The organism is Bradymonas sediminis, assembly GCF_003258315.1.
Lineage (GTDB): Bacteria > Myxococcota_A > Bradymonadia > Bradymonadales > Bradymonadaceae > Bradymonas > Bradymonas sediminis.
In genome coordinates, this window is record NZ_CP030032.1 from 342,233 (window position 1) to 356,147 (window position 13,915).

Genomic DNA, 13,915 nt, shown 5'->3' on the forward strand with positions numbered 1-13,915 from the left:
GATGTCTTCGGTCTCGCAGGTGTCTGAAATAACTCAGTTTTTCGTCATCGAGACAAACTCGCCTTGAGCGCGATTATTCTGCTCCATCGTGAAGAAAGAGCCGCTGGCGCATTTCTTATCGGCGTCGCATTCGGCGTGGAGTCCGCCGCCGTCGGGCAGCGCAAAGCTGAGCGACGCGTGACTAAGGTGCAGGCTCCGCACTGCCATTTCGCCGTTTAGGGGTTGATCCCGAAAGCTTCCATCACTCGTGGTGAGTTTGGCCGTGATGGCTAAATTGGACGAACTCACGCAGGCAAACGCGGGGCGCACAAAATACGCGCCTAACCTCTGGCTGAACTGGCGCTGATTGCACGACGACTGTTTGACCTTGCGCAGCTCAAGGCCTTGCGCGTCGGTCTGGGCGGCCGGCTCCGTGATGACGAGCTCGAAATCCGTCTGCTCGCCCGACGCTAGTTTCAGCGACCCGGTCCAGGTGCCGACCGAATATTCCACCATATCCTGGCGGTCATACGAGAAATCGGACTCGGCCGTGTCACCGCAACCCCACAGGGGATTGATGAGAAACGCGGCGGCCAGGATGCAGAGGGTAAGGGTATATTTCATAAAAGGTCTCGGTGGGTGGGCGATATGAATGCGATAAATAAACTCCCAAGGGTTGTGAGCTCACCCTAATCAAAAGGCGAATGTGAAGCCACTTTTTTTCGACCTGAGAGACAGAGTGCGCTCGCGTGGCGAAATTGTGTCTTGACTTAGTTGCAAATGAAAGTCATTATCAACTTGCGTCAAGCACCGAGGCTGCGAGTGGATCGCCGCAGCATCAAGCGACTTGGTCCTGTCGCGTCGTACTGACTAAACCCCTGTCCTATCGCGCCTCGTTGAACGCGATAGGACAGGGGTTTTGTTTTTTGGGCGCGCTGGGTGGCGCCGATACTGTGCAAATGAGCGCTGATTTGTTAGCCTGCGCGGGATTATGATGTGACGTAATTTCAGCGTTAACCGCCCGGTGCTCCTCACACTGACGAACGATTATGACAACCGAATTCTGGCTCAACGACCAATATATCTCGACGGATGCCTCGCCGGGACTTTTGCTTCTGGATTTCCTGCGCCGCAATGAGCGCCTTACCGGCACCAAAGAGGGCTGCAAGGAAGGCGATTGCGGTGCGTGTGCGGTGTTGATCGGCGACCTGGTCGAAGGGTCGGACACCCAAAAAGCGTATGTCGACTATAAGCCGGTGACCTCGTGTCTGGTGCCGCTTGGCGAGATGCAGGGCCGCCACGTGGTCAGCATTGAGGGCGTCAATATGGACCAACTCTCGCCGGTGCAGCAGTCGTTCGTCGACTTCGGCGCGGCGCAGTGCGGCTATTGCACGCCCGGGTTTATCGTGTCGATGAGCTGGTATTTGATGGCCGAGCGCGGCGAGCCCACGCGCGCCGGGATGCAGCGCGCCATCAGCGGTAATTTGTGTCGTTGCACCGGTTACGAGGCGATTAATCGTGCGGGCGACCGACTCATCGAGCGCTTTTCAGACGGCGGCGAGTGGGCCGATATCTGGCAGGCCGGCGACCGCGTCGCGGCGCTGGTCGAGGCCGAGATGCTGCCGGCCTACTTCAGCGAAATGGCCGAGCGCCTCGGCGCGATCGAGCAACCCGAAGTCTCCCTTGGCGGCAACCCCATCGACTATTTCGTCGCCGGCGGCACCGACCTCTACGTCCAGCAGGGCGAGAAGATCCCCGACGCCTCGGTGAAGATCCTCAACCACTTCGGCAGCAAAATCTCGGGTAAATTCAAGCATATGCGCGGCATCCGCGCCGTCGACGGCGACCTGCACGTCGGCGCGCTGACGACCTTCGAGGATTTCGGCGCGGACCCGTTGGTCCAGAAGTTCATCCCCTCGATACAGGATGACCTGCAGCTTATCGCGTCGCTGCACCTGCGAAATCGCGCGACCCTCGGCGGCAATATCGTCAACGCCTCGCCGATCGGCGATATGAGCAACTTCCTGCTCGGCCTGGGCGCCACGCTTATTTTGAGCAACGGCAAAGAGCAGCGCTCGGTGGCGATGAAGGACTTCTTCCTCAACTATAAGGTCATCGACAAACGCGCCGACGAGCTGATCGTCGAGATCGTGATTCCCGGCGCGGCCAAAGAGTGCGCGCAAACCCGCGTGAACTTCGAAAAATTGTCCAAGCGTACCGCCCTTGATATCGCGACCGTCTGCAGTGGTTTTCGCTGCAAGGCGAACGCCGATGGAGTCATCGAGGCGGTTGGAATTTCGATGGGCGGCGTCGCGGCCGTTCCGCTGTATTTGCGAAAGACCTGCGATTTCCTGGTCGGCAAAACGATCAGCCCGGCGACCTTGCAAGAGGCCTGCGAGATCGCGATGGGGGAGGCGAGCCCGATCGGCGACGTGCGCGGCAGCGCGGATTATAAGCGCCTGCTCGTGCGCCAATTTATGATCGCGCATTTCACCGAATGCTATCCCGAGCGCGTGCGATTCGACGAATTCGCGAGCTAAATCCCGGGCGCTTCTATTTCCCTATTTTACCGTCTCATAAACGATCGTGACCCATGAAAAAGCATCTTGACGCAGCCTTTCACACTCGCGGCGAGTCCCTTTATGTCGATGATAACCCCGAGCCAGCCGGCATGTTGCATGTCGCCGTGTTCGGCTCGCCGGTCGCCCACGGCACGATTAAGAACCTCGATCTAAGCGCCGCGCGTGCCCTCAAGGGTGTGACGGCGGTCTTCACGGCCGAGGATATCCCCGGCGAGAACCAGGTCGGAGCTATCCTTAAAGACGAGGTCTTGATCGCCGAAGATCTTGTCCAATTCATCGGCCAGCCGATCGCGGTCGTGGTGGCCGAGACCCCCGAAATCGCGCACCACGCGGTCGGGCTTATCGACGTCGAGATCGACGAACTTCCGGTCATCGTCGACCCGCGCGTCGCCCACGAAAAGGGCCAGCTTATCGCCCCGCCGCGCACCTTCGCGATCGGCGACGTCGACGCGGCCTGGGATGATTGCGACCTTATCGTCGAGGGCGAATGCGAGATCGCCGGCCAGGAGCATCTGTACCTTGAGACCCAGCGCTCCCGCGCGATTCCGACCGAGGGCGACCAGGTCCGCTGCTACTCCTCGACCCAGAGCCCCTACGCCGTGCAGACGGCCTGCGCCCGCATTTGCGGCGTGCCGCAACATAAGATCGAGGTCGACGTGAAGCGCCTCGGCGGCGGCTTTGGCGGCAAAGAGGATCAGGCGACCCATTGGGCCTGCATCGTCACGATGGCCGCGCGCATCCTGCGCAAGCCGGTTCAGATCGTGCTCAACCGCATCGACGATATGCAGATGACCGGCAAGCGTCATCCCTATTCGGCCGACTTCAAATTGGGTCTGAATAAAGACGGCACGATCAAGGCGCTGGACTTCAAATTTTACCAGAACTCCGGCGCCGCGGCCGACCTGTCGACCGCCGTTTTGGAGCGCTCGCTCTTCCACGCGACCAATATCTACCGGGTGCCGAACGCGCGCATCTACGCTGCCGCGTGCAAGACGAACCTGCACCCGCACACCGCGTTCCGCGGCTTCGGCGGCCCCCAGGCGATGTTCGTGATGGAGTCGGCGCTGAGCAAAGCGGCCGAGACCATGGGCATCGAGCGCGAAGAGCTTCAGTATAAGAACTTGATCTCGAACGGGGATGTCTTCCCCTACGGGCAGGTCGTCGAGGATTGCCAGGCCAAAGCCTGCTGGGATGACGCGGCCGACACCTTCGACCTTGCCGGGACCCGCAAGCGCATCGAGGAATATAACGCCACGCATACCTCGACCAAAAAGGGCCTGGCGGTGATGCCGATTTGCTTCGGCATTTCGTTCACCAAGATCCACCTGAACCAGGCGTCGGCGCTGGTGCATATCTACACCGACGGCAGCATGAGCGTGTCGACCGGCGGCGTCGAGATGGGGCAGGGCGTGACCACCAATATGGCCGAGATCGCTGCGGCTGAATTGGGCATCTCGCGCGACCGGATTAAGGTCGAGTCGACCAATACGACCCGCATCGCGAATATGTCGCCGAGCGCGGCGAGCGCCACCACCGACCTCAACGGCAACGCCGTCATTCTGGCCACCGGCGAGATTCTTGGGCGCTTTCGCAAGATGTTGGCCCCCGAGCTGGGCTGCAATGAGGAGGCCATCACCATCAAGGACGAGAAGGTATTCGTCGACGGCGAGGCGACCGAGTGGGAGTGGGGAGACGTCGTGATGCACGCGTATTTAAACCGCGTCGCGCTCTCGGCACACGCCTTTTTCGCGACCCCTCGCATCAACTTTGACGCGGCCAAAGAGAAGGGCCATCCCTTCGCCTACCACGTCTACGGCGTGACCCAATTCGAGGTCACCGTGGATTGCCTGCGCGGGCGCTATGAGGTCGACGCGGTGCGCATGGTTCATGACCTGGGCCGCCAGATCAACGAGGTCGTTGACCTGGGCCAGCTCGAAGGCGGACTCGCCCAGGGCATCGGCTGGATGACCCTTGAGGAGCTCGCCTACGACGCGAAGGGCCGCCTGCTGTCGAACGCGCTGTCGACCTATAAGGCGCCCGACGTCTTCTCGAGCCCCAAAGTGGTCGAGGTGAAGATGCGCTCGACCGAGAACCCGATGGGCCCCCGCGGCTCCAAGGCCGTCGGCGAGCCGCCGCTGATGTACGGCATCGGCGCGTATTTCGCGCTGCGCGACGCCATGCGCGCCTACGCCGAGCGCGACTTCCCCTACGACGCCCCGATGACCCCGGAGCGCGTGCTGATGTCGCTGCACGCGCATATTCTGGACGGCGATAAGCCGAAGAAGGCCACCCCGGAGGCGGGCGCGGTCGCCGCGGTCGCCGGCGAATAAGCAGAGCAATGGGCCCGAAGATTCGTCTTCGGGCCCATTTTTATATGCCCTTTTCGGGGCTCTCATCGACGAGCAAAGAGCACTGTTTCGGCGTCATTTGGCGCCGAAATATTCATATCACCGACGCGTAAATACTCAGGGCGAGAGATGGAATTCTGGCACAGACTTAGGGAGCATTTAGAGGGCGGAGAGCCCGCTTTTTTATGCCTGGTAGGCGACAATACGGACCACTCCCCGGGCACCCGCGGCGCGAAGATTTTTGTGCGCCCTGACGGCAGCACCGAGGGCACCATCGGCGGCGGCGTGATGGAGGGCGAGCTGATCGCCCACGGCGTCGAGCTATTGGCCGGCGGCGCCGAAGTCGCGCCGTATTATCAAACCCTCTACCACCGAAGAAAGGGGCCGGGCAAAAAGTCGGGGCTGGGGTGCGCCGGCGAGCAGAGCAATGTCTACGCCGTGGTGCAGCCGGGGCGCGACCTGGAGGTCGTGCGCGAGATCGCCCGGCGCATCGCCGCCGACGAAGCCGGCCTGCTGCGCATCGACGCCGCCGGCCTGACCCTGGGCGAATCGGGCGTCATCGACCGCAACACCGCCCCGGTGCGCCTCACGGTCGACGACGACGCCTGGCGCTTCGAGGCGCAACTGCTCAATTGGAAGCGCGCCGCGATCTTCGGCGGCGGCCACTGCGCCCTGGCGCTGTCGCGCGTGCTCAACAACCTCGGCTACACAGTCAGCGTCTTCGACACCCGCGCCGAGGTCTTCACCTTCGTCGGCAATGACCACGCGCGCCACCGCGTCACGGTCGCCGACTTCAAGGACGCCGGCGCCCACCTCAAATACCCCGAGCTCACCCACGCCATCGTCATGACCCGCGAGCAACCCGCCGACGTGCGCGCCCTCATCGGCCTGATTGAGCGCCCCCTGCCCTATATCGGCGTCATGGGAAGCCCCGCAAAGCTCGCCATGATTCGCCGCGACCTCATCCACGCGGGCTTCGATAAATCGGTGTTGGACGCCGAGAATATCTACGCCCCCATCGGGCTGCCGATGACGAGCAATACGCCCGAGGAGATCGCCATCAGTATTGCGGGGGAGTTGCTGGCGGAGCGTGGGGCGTTGTTTCCGATGGCGTAGGTTTTAGGCCGACGCGCCGATTTTTTGTATTTTATCGTTTTTGGCTGAACGGCCTTTCAGGGTTCACCCCTCCCAAAAGTCTTCTAGAACCCTTGCGAGAGGGGTCGATGAGAGTTTTAAGTGTTCTGGAGCCCTTCTCGCTGGGTCGACCCCGGCCACGAGGGTTCCAGAACACTTGTCGCCAGGGGCGAGTTGAACCCGGAGGGCTGGTCAGGGCTTGGCTCCGATATCACACATCAACGATCACTCCGGGGGCCACGCCATCTCCGCCGTCACCGGCGCGTGGTCCGACAGCGGCATCGTCTCCATGCCGCCGCTCTTCTCGTCCTGGTGCACCATGCCGCTACCTTCCTTGAATTTGGCGTTGGTGAATAGGTAGTCGAGCTTGCGGTTCCAGGTGCCGTTCTTGTCGGTGGTGTGGGTGAAATACGGGGTGTTGTCGGCCTTGTATTTATCCAGGGGGATCGCGGCGTCGTATTGTGCGTAAAAATCATCGAGCACGCCGATGTCGGGGCGGTAGTCGTCGGCCTGGAAGCGGGCGGTTTCGCAGACGCTGTCGGGGAAGTCGTGCAGGTGGGTGGAGCCGGGCGGGACGGTGTTGAGGTCGCCGGCGGCGATGAAGGTTTTGCCCTGCTCGTCGAGGCGGGCGAGCTCGTCTTTGAAGATGGCGATCTGGCGGCTTTTGGTGCCGTCCTGGGCGAAGGCGGCGGTATGGACGTTGGCGACCCACAGCGGGGTGTCGCCGGGGACCTCGACGCGCGCGCGCAGGATATTGCGTTTCAGGTAAAAATATTGGGTGACCGGGTCTTGCTCGCCGATGAGCGGCAGGGCGAGGCGCTCGGCGTGGTTGATCTGCCACTTCGACAGGATGCCGTTGCCGGAGTCGACGTGGCCGATGCCGTCGGAGGGCACGAAGGTCGCGCGCCACTGAGAGGCGTAGGCGCCAAAATTTAAGTCGGTGTGGTCGAGCAGCCATTGGATCTGGTCGACGTCGGCGGCGCGCTTCGACTTGATGTCGATCTCCTGCAAGATCAGGATATCGGGGTCGTATTGTTTGATCTTTTTGGCGAGTCCTTCGAGGTTCTCGATGACCTCGTCGCGGGTCATGTCGACGCGGTCGCCGTGGCAATCAAAGAAGAAGTCGATGCGCCCGCCGCCGAATTTGGCGTTCCAATTCATGACGCGCAATTCGCCCACGTCGGTGCGCGGGATGGCGTAGGAGTCTGCGGTGTAGAGTTGGGCGTCTTCGACGTCTTCGAATTGGGTGTCAAAAGGGTCAAAGATGGCGCCCACGGCGGCGGCCAGGCCGAGGATGCCGAGGGCGCCCAGGCCCCCGATCAGGAGTCGTTTAGGCCAGGGGCTTTTGTTGCTCATAATCACAGATCCACTTCACAAAAAAATTATTCTGCCAGACCCGGAGGGTCGGGCTCCAATAAAGGCAGTTGTGGCCTCTTATAGAAGATTCGCGGCGAGTTCGGCCAACTCGGAGCGCTCACCCTTGAACAGAGAAACGGTGGCGGCGATCGATTGTCCCTTAAATTTGCTGACGACGTAGGTCAGCCCGTTGGACTCGCTGTCCACGTAGGGGTTGTCGATCTGGTAGGGGTCGCCGGTCAACACGATCTTGGTCCCCTCGCCCACGCGGGTCAGGATGGTCTTGACCTCGTGGGGGGTGAGGTTCTGGGCCTCGTCGACGATCAGGAAGATATTGGGCAGCGAGCGGCCGCGAATATAGGTGAGCGGCTCGATCTCGATGATGCCCATATCGATGAGCTCCTGGGCGCCGCGCCCCGCGCGTTTGTCGGCCGCCGACACGCCCATCAGGTGCTCGACATTGTCGAAGATGGGGCGCATCCAGGGGTTGAGCTTCTCTTCGACGGTGCCGGGCAGGTACCCGATATCGCGGCCCATCGGGAAGACCGGGCGGCTGACCAGGAGCTTCTGGTAGGACTGCTCGTCGGTGACCTTTTGCAGGCCGGCCGCGATGGCCAGGATGGTCTTGCCGGTGCCGGCTTTGCCGATGAGCGTGACTAGGTCGATATTCTTGTCGAGCAGGGCGTCCAGGGCGAAATATTGCTCCTTATTGCGCGGCTTGAGCCCCCAGACGCTGTCGCGCATCGGGCCGAGCGGGGCGATGCTGGCGAAGTTCGGCTCGTCGGGGTCCTCGATGGTGATGCGCCCCATCGAGTTTTGATTGCCGCCCTCGGAGTTGGTCAGCAGGACGTATTCGTTGGTGTAGGCGCGGCGCATCTGGGCGCCGGGGTCCTGGGTGGAGCTGCTGCTGATCTTGGGCGGGTAGGTCTTGAGGTCGAGCTCCAGGCCCTTGTCGTCGTGCAGCTTATTGATGAGGTCGCCGGGGACCGCGATCTCGCAGGCGCCGGGGTAGAGATCCGACACCGAGACGCCTTGCTCCTCGTAATTCTCGGACTCCATGCCCAGGGCGTTGGCCCGAATGCGCAGGTTCACGTCCTTGGTGAGCAGGATGCACGGGGTGTCGGGCTCGCGCTCCTGCAGGTCCAGGGCGACGGCGAGGATCAGGTTATCTTTGGCGCTGGAGTGCAGGAATTTGCCGTCGAGCGAGCGGGTGGTGGCGAGCACCCGAAGCGTGCCGCCGCGCTCCAGCGCGACGCCCTCTTTGAGGTTTCCCTTGACGCGGTACTCGTCGAGGATGCGGCTGGTCTCGCGCGCGTTTCGCCCCAGCTCGGTCATCTGCTTTTTGAAGGTGTCGATCTCTTCGAGGACGTAAATGGGGATGACCACGTTATTGTCTTCGAGCTTGAAGATGGCTCGCGGGTCGTGCAGCAAAACGTTCGTGTCAAAAACGAAATTCTTTTGCATAAGTCCTCATCAAATTAAAGGAATTTCAAATTGAGCATTTCAATTGTGCCCGGCAATCATCCTGCGCTGCTATGCTTGGAGTCTCCGGCGTTTGAGCCTTATATCTCGGGTTAAAGTTGGTCTGCCGAGGTGACCTGGTTTCGGCCGTGTTCCTTCGAATAGTACAACGCCTGGTCGGTCAGGTCGATCAGCGGTTGCTTCTCTTCGGAGTCTTCGGGCCACACGGACACGCCCATACTGATGGTACATTTAAAGGTGCCTTGTTCGCTATTAAATTCCAACCGCCCGATATCTTCGCGCAGCCGGTTCGCCACGCGCATGGCGGTGGCGCGGTCCGCATCTTCTAAGATAATCGCGAATTCCTCGCCGCCATAGCGACAGGGGACATCGACCTCGCGCAGCGAGTCGATGAAGACCTTGGACACCTGGCGCAAGACCTCGTCGCCGGCGGGGTGGCCGTGGGTGTCGTTGACCGATTTGAAGTGGTCGATATCGGTGAGCACCAGCGCGAAGGGCTGCTGGGTGCGCCGATGCCGCGCGATGGTCGACTCCAGGCGCGATTGGAAGGTGCGGTGGTTTGACAGGCCGGTGAGCCCGTCGGTGGTCGCCATTTGCTCCATCTGGGCGTAGAGGCGCGCGTTCTGCAGGCTGATGGCGACCTGGTTGCCCACGACCTCGAGCATCTCGCGGCGCTCGGCGCCGAATTGGCCGGCCTGGCGGTGGCAAATCACCAGCGTGCCGATGGCCTTATCGTGGGCGACCAGCGGCAAGACCAACATGCTGCGGATGTCTTTGATCGGCTCGTCGCGGGTGAAGATGATCGGGTCAGACTCGCGCACCTGTCCGCCGTAGGGCAGGTAGTGGCGGTTCTCCACGACCATGGCGACCAGCCCGCCGCTGGGCCGTGTCTCGTGGTGCGCGTCGTTGAAGGTGCGCCCCACCCAGTCTTCAAACGGACCCTCAAAATCAGCGGCGTGGTCGACCGCCTCGATGCGATGGGTATGGGTGTCCGGGTCGAAGGCGGTGATGGCGGCGAAGTCGTATTCGACGATGCTCGCGATGCTCTCCAGGGCGACGCGGTAGACGTCTTTTGGCGAGAGCACGCCGTTGAGGTTTCGGCTGGCCTCAAAGAAGCGGCTTAGCTCGAATTTCGTGCGCTCGATGCTGGTGAACATGCGCTCGTTTTCGATGGCGCGCAAAATATAAGCGGCGGCCTCCTCGGCGACGGCGGTGTCGGCGCTGGTGAAGCCGCTGCCGTCGACGCGGTCGGCGCAGAGGATCCCGCGCAGGTGGCCGTTTTCGATGACCGGGATGCCCAAAAAATGCTGGATATTTTGGGGCTGGCGATAATAAGGAATGCCGCGAAAGCCCGGGCGAAGATCTTCTAATAAGAGCGGTTCGCGCTGGCGCGTGATGGTGCCGACGACGCCCTTGGCCGGCTTAATCTCGGTCTCAAGCAGCGCGTCGCTATCGCTGACGAGCTCCTTGATGCGCAGGTTCTCCTGGCGCACGTCGAACCACAAAAGCACGCAGGTGTTGCATTTCAGCGCGGCCTTGAGCATCGAGAGGCTGACATAGGTCGTGTGCTGGACGGCCTCGACGGCGTCGTAGACCGCCATCTCCTCGGCCTGCGCGCGCCCGGCCAGCGCGGCGTCGGTGCGACCGGAGTTGAGCAGGCGAAACTCCCGGGCCTGGCGCAACATTTTATCGCGCTCGGCGTCGACCTCGCGCTGGTGGCGCCGGCGTCGCTCCATCACCTCGGTGCCGTGGACGAAATAGGACAAAAATCCGAAGAGCGCGATAAAGACGCTGCGGGTGCCCAGAAGCGCGAGGTCGACCGAGGATTGCAGGTGGATGCCGGTGGTGATTTCGGCGGTGCCGCTCGGGGTGCCGAGCCAATGCGAGGCCCACTCGATGATAAGCGCGGTGAGCACCGCGCCGATCGCGGCGTTTCGGGCCTCGAAGGTGACCAGAAATGCCAGCAGCAGATAGATGAGCGGGTAGATATCGACGCCGAGCGCGCTGAGCGTGCGGACCACGACGAAGCCGGTGGTGATGTAGAAGACCGATCGCTCGAGTTGGAAGCTCGTGGTGACCTGGCGCGCGTCGCTCGAGGCGGCCGCGCCGCGCATCGTGCGCGAGGCGAGCCAGCCGGAGATGCCCAGCAGGGCCACGGCGGGGATGATATTGAACCAGGCCGGATATGACGGGTTCGCGATTAGGCCGGTGGCATATAACACCACCGCCAATACGGCTGCGCCGGTCGGCCAACTCGCCTCGATTTGGCGAGGCCGACGAATCAAGCTGCGTGTCGTCGCGCTCATAGTCTCCATCCTTGGTCTATCTTTGGCTCAAAGCCGCGGCATCCTTGCCGGGGCGCGAGGCTCTATTTTGCGTCGTGCTTGACGAACTCGGCCGGGGCGAGAACGGACGCTCCGACCAGGTCGCGCACGCGTTGCTCGCGCAGCGGGTCCACATGTTGGTCAAACTCCACCTGGAGTTTGGCGCTCGGAATATCTTCGTGAAGCGCTTCGAGCCCCTCGGGAAGCTGATCGATAAGGATCGTCTTGCCGGCGAGTCTCAAAGAGTCGGGGCTCACGGTGAGGAGGACGCTGACTTCGAGCGTCTCCTCGGGTTGCCCGAATTGGAAGATGACTTCGTCCGGGCGGGCGAGGCGGCTGTTGGCGCGCGCCTTGCGCTCGGCCAATCGCGGGTCGTCGCGCAGGGCGACGACCTTGCGCGCCATCTCCTTATTCTCAGCCTCTAATTCACGGTTCTGGCGGCGTAGCTCGTTGACTTCCTGCTCGATCTTCTCGGCGCGCTCGATATTCTCGTGCGTGAAAACATAATAGGTCGTGACCGATATGATGGTTAAAACCAATAATGTGAGTCCGAGACGCTGCATGGAAGTCAAAGCTCATCGCGTTAAGGTGAATTCGTCGGGCTAAGTGGGTCGCCGGGGCAAGACTAGCAGAGAGAGAAGAGAGCGCAAGAAATTGCTGGTCCGGCGGCGCAGCGCGGCGGCTTTATTTGGAGGCGGGCTGGGTGATCACGAGGTTGACGGACTTAAATCCGCTCTCTTTGATCTGGTCGAGGATCTCGATGACCTTGCCGTGGGTGGCGAGTTTGTCGCCGCGCAACAGCACGTTCGCGTCGGGGTGTTTGGCGTATAGATTCGCGAGCTTCTCGCTCAAATTGGCGCCTTCGATCTGCTCACCGTCGAGCACATTACCGGGGTCTGCGGCGTCGCTTTTGATCTCGACCGAGCCGTCTTCGGTGATGAAGAGCACGATCTTCTGGGCGTCCGAGATGGCCTCGCCGCTGGCTGCGCTGGGCAGGTTGATGGGGATCTCGGCGTCTTCGGTTTTGGAGAAGGTGCTGGTGACCAAAAAGAAGATCAGCAGCAAGAAGACTACGTCGATCAGCGGCGTCATATCGAGGTCAACGGTGACGCGCCGGCTTTTTCGCATGTCGCGCAAACTCATGCGTTCTCCTCGGGCGCATCGGAAGAGTCGGTCGTGGCGCTCGCATGAGCGACGGCGGGCGTCGGGGCGTTCGCGCTGGTCTCGGCGGCGAGCAGGTCGAGGATGCTCAGGCTGATATCCTCGAGCTCGACGGCGTGGCGGTCGATGCGGCTCATAATATAGCGGTGGCCCAAGAAGACCGGGATCGCCACGGTGAGCCCGGCGGCTGTGGTGATCATCGCCTCCCAGATGCCCCCGGCCAGCGCTCCGGCGTCGACCACCCCGGCGCTGCCGGATTGAACCATGACGCCCTGAAAGACCGAGATCATGCCGACGACCGTGCCCAGAAGCCCCATCAGCGGGGTGACCGTGGCGATCGCGCCCAGCGCCCCGGTAAAGCGCTCCATAAAGAAGACCTCGCGCTCGCCTTTCTCGAGCATGACCTCTTTGATGATCGCCCTGGGGCGCCCGGCGTTGTGGATGCCGATCTCGAGCATCGACGCGATGGGGGACTCGTTGGTCTTGCAGAGGTTCTCGGCCTCGTCGAAGCGCCCGTCATGGAGCATATCGCGCACGACCTGCACGAAGCGACTCGGCACGATCTTGGCGCGTTGAAGGGCCCAGAGGCGCTCCATAAAAAATGCCAGCGCGACCACCGATGAGCCCAGGATCGGGATCATCAGCCAGCCACCTTTTGCCAGAAATTCGTAGACTTCGTTCATCATAATCAGGTCTCTTGGTCTTCAGAAGGCTCGATTGCGGGCGGGGCCGGGGCTTCGGGTGTGAGCGGCGCGTCCATGGCGATGCCGCGGCGCTCGGCGACCTCGAAGACCGAGGTGAAGAATTGGTAGGCGCCGTTTTTGGTCTGCTCGGAGCGCAGCGTCGCGATATGCATCTGGTTGGCCAGGCAATAGTGCTGGATCTTGGCCAACAGGTCTAAGGCTCGGCGTACGACAAAGATTCGTACCACGAAGAGGCTGACCAGAAATACCAGGACCACGCCGATCCACAGGCGCGCCATGCCGAGGGTTTCGGTGCCAAAGAGGGTGACGGTCAGCCCGAGGAAAAGCGCGAGCGCCGCCAGCACGCTGAGGCCGGCGCGGCTATAGGCGCGGCCAAATTGGCGGTCGACCTCGCTGACGAATTCCTCGTGGGCCGGATTCACCCGGGCCGGAGGAGAGTCGGTTTCAGCAGGATCGCCCATCTTAGATTCGGCCGAGGTGGCGTCGGTTTGGGTGTCGGTATTCTTCATAGAAGGTAGGGGCTTGGAACAAGATCGAATAGAAACTGAGAGTCATTCAGTCAAAAAATTTAGAAACTCAAGCGTTTGTACCTTACAACTCAGAGCCCGTCTGGCCAACCACGCCAGCGGTGATCGCGGGTTTGAGCGAGGGTCTGCCGCCCGGGGCACAGGCAAGGAACACGCGTTGGGCGAAAAATATTTTGCCAACAATGGAACGAGCAGCGTGTGTCGCGGGTTATAGTATGTGTCAGTCGGCCTGCGAAGCAGGTTTTTGATGAAATTTTCACTCAGATGCGTGCTTTCCCGACGACGAACCGTATATTTAATTTATAGAACCATTCCGAG

General features: G+C 61.5%; 11 protein-coding genes. 3 read left to right on the plus strand and 8 right to left on the minus strand.

Annotation, left to right across the window (positions count from 1 at the left end; translation table 11 throughout):
- Positions 1 to 33 precede the first annotated feature (33 nt).
- Entirely contained in the window at positions 34 to 603 is a 570-nt protein-coding gene (locus DN745_RS01295) for a hypothetical protein (RefSeq protein ID WP_111331424.1), read from the minus strand.
- Positions 604 to 1,028: 425 nt separating this feature from the next.
- On the opposite strand from DN745_RS01295, the gene DN745_RS01300 reads away from it, so the two are divergent.
- The 3 genes from DN745_RS01300 to DN745_RS01310 all read left to right on the plus strand — a co-directional run bounded on the left by DN745_RS01300 (position 1,029) and on the right by DN745_RS01310 (position 6,025).
- Positions 1,029 to 2,519: an FAD binding domain-containing protein gene (locus DN745_RS01300; RefSeq protein WP_111331426.1), complete on the plus strand. Its 1,491-nt coding sequence runs from the start codon at positions 1,029 to 1,031 to the stop codon at positions 2,517 to 2,519.
- A 53-nt stretch (positions 2,520 to 2,572) separates the two neighbouring features.
- Positions 2,573 to 4,891: a xanthine dehydrogenase molybdopterin binding subunit gene (locus DN745_RS01305; protein ID WP_111331428.1), complete on the plus strand. Its 2,319-nt coding sequence runs from the start codon at positions 2,573 to 2,575 to the stop codon at positions 4,889 to 4,891.
- A 147-nt stretch (positions 4,892 to 5,038) separates the two neighbouring features.
- Positions 5,039 to 6,025, plus strand: coding sequence for an XdhC family protein (locus DN745_RS01310; protein ID WP_111331430.1), 987 nt, complete (start codon positions 5,039 to 5,041; stop codon positions 6,023 to 6,025).
- Positions 6,026 to 6,268: 243 nt separating this feature from the next.
- Here DN745_RS01310 and DN745_RS01315 read toward each other — a convergent pair whose 3' ends face one another.
- From DN745_RS01315 to DN745_RS01345, 7 genes are all read right to left on the minus strand, one after another.
- Positions 6,269 to 7,399: an endonuclease/exonuclease/phosphatase family protein gene (locus DN745_RS01315; protein WP_111331432.1), complete on the minus strand. Its 1,131-nt coding sequence runs from the start codon at positions 7,397 to 7,399 to the stop codon at positions 6,269 to 6,271.
- Between the two features lie 78 nt (positions 7,400 to 7,477).
- Positions 7,478 to 8,863, minus strand: a complete 1,386-nt coding sequence (locus DN745_RS01320) for a PhoH family protein (RefSeq protein ID WP_111331434.1) — start codon at positions 8,861 to 8,863, stop codon at positions 7,478 to 7,480.
- Between the two features lie 110 nt (positions 8,864 to 8,973).
- The gene (locus DN745_RS01325) at positions 8,974 to 11,187 is read right to left on the minus strand and encodes a sensor domain-containing diguanylate cyclase (protein ID WP_162687381.1); all 2,214 of its coding nucleotides are present in this window, start codon (positions 11,185 to 11,187) and stop codon (positions 8,974 to 8,976) included.
- Between the two features lie 62 nt (positions 11,188 to 11,249).
- Positions 11,250 to 11,768, minus strand: coding sequence for an FtsB family cell division protein (locus DN745_RS01330; RefSeq protein ID WP_111331438.1), 519 nt, complete (start codon positions 11,766 to 11,768; stop codon positions 11,250 to 11,252).
- Between the two features lie 121 nt (positions 11,769 to 11,889).
- Positions 11,890 to 12,348 carry an ExbD/TolR family protein gene (locus DN745_RS01335; protein ID WP_111331440.1) on the minus strand — a complete coding sequence of 153 codons (459 nt, stop codon included), beginning with the start codon at positions 12,346 to 12,348 and terminating at the stop codon, positions 11,890 to 11,892.
- On the minus strand, positions 12,345 to 13,052 hold the full coding sequence (locus DN745_RS01340) for a MotA/TolQ/ExbB proton channel family protein (protein WP_111331442.1): 708 nt from the start codon (positions 13,050 to 13,052) through the stop codon (positions 12,345 to 12,347). Before DN745_RS01340 ends, DN745_RS01335 begins: the two co-directional genes overlap by 4 nt.
- A 2-nt stretch (positions 13,053 to 13,054) precedes the next feature.
- Positions 13,055 to 13,579, minus strand: a complete 525-nt coding sequence (locus DN745_RS01345) for a hypothetical protein (protein WP_111331444.1) — start codon at positions 13,577 to 13,579, stop codon at positions 13,055 to 13,057.
- Positions 13,580 to 13,915 lie beyond the last annotated feature (336 nt).

Excerpts from the sequence above, each read along its gene's own strand:
- DN745_RS01295 (WP_111331424.1), bottom strand. The coding sequence starts at position 603 with ATGAAATATACCCTTACCCTCTGCATCCTGGCCGCCGCGTTTCTCATC.
- DN745_RS01300 (WP_111331426.1), top strand. The coding sequence starts at position 1,029 with ATGACAACCGAATTCTGGCTCAACGACCAATATATCTCGACGGATGCC.
- DN745_RS01305 (WP_111331428.1), top strand. The coding sequence starts at position 2,573 with ATGAAAAAGCATCTTGACGCAGCCTTTCACACTCGCGGCGAGTCCCTT.
- DN745_RS01310 (WP_111331430.1), top strand. The coding sequence starts at position 5,039 with ATGGAATTCTGGCACAGACTTAGGGAGCATTTAGAGGGCGGAGAGCCC.
- DN745_RS01315 (WP_111331432.1), bottom strand. The coding sequence starts at position 7,399 with ATGAGCAACAAAAGCCCCTGGCCTAAACGACTCCTGATCGGGGGCCTG.
- DN745_RS01320 (WP_111331434.1), bottom strand. The coding sequence starts at position 8,863 with ATGCAAAAGAATTTCGTTTTTGACACGAACGTTTTGCTGCACGACCCG.
- DN745_RS01325 (WP_162687381.1), bottom strand. The coding sequence starts at position 11,187 with ATGAGCGCGACGACACGCAGCTTGATTCGTCGGCCTCGCCAAATCGAG.
- DN745_RS01330 (WP_111331438.1), bottom strand. The coding sequence starts at position 11,768 with ATGCAGCGTCTCGGACTCACATTATTGGTTTTAACCATCATATCGGTC.
- DN745_RS01335 (WP_111331440.1), bottom strand. The coding sequence starts at position 12,348 with ATGAGTTTGCGCGACATGCGAAAAAGCCGGCGCGTCACCGTTGACCTC.
- DN745_RS01340 (WP_111331442.1), bottom strand. The coding sequence starts at position 13,052 with ATGATGAACGAAGTCTACGAATTTCTGGCAAAAGGTGGCTGGCTGATG.
- DN745_RS01345 (WP_111331444.1), bottom strand. The coding sequence starts at position 13,579 with ATGAAGAATACCGACACCCAAACCGACGCCACCTCGGCCGAATCTAAG.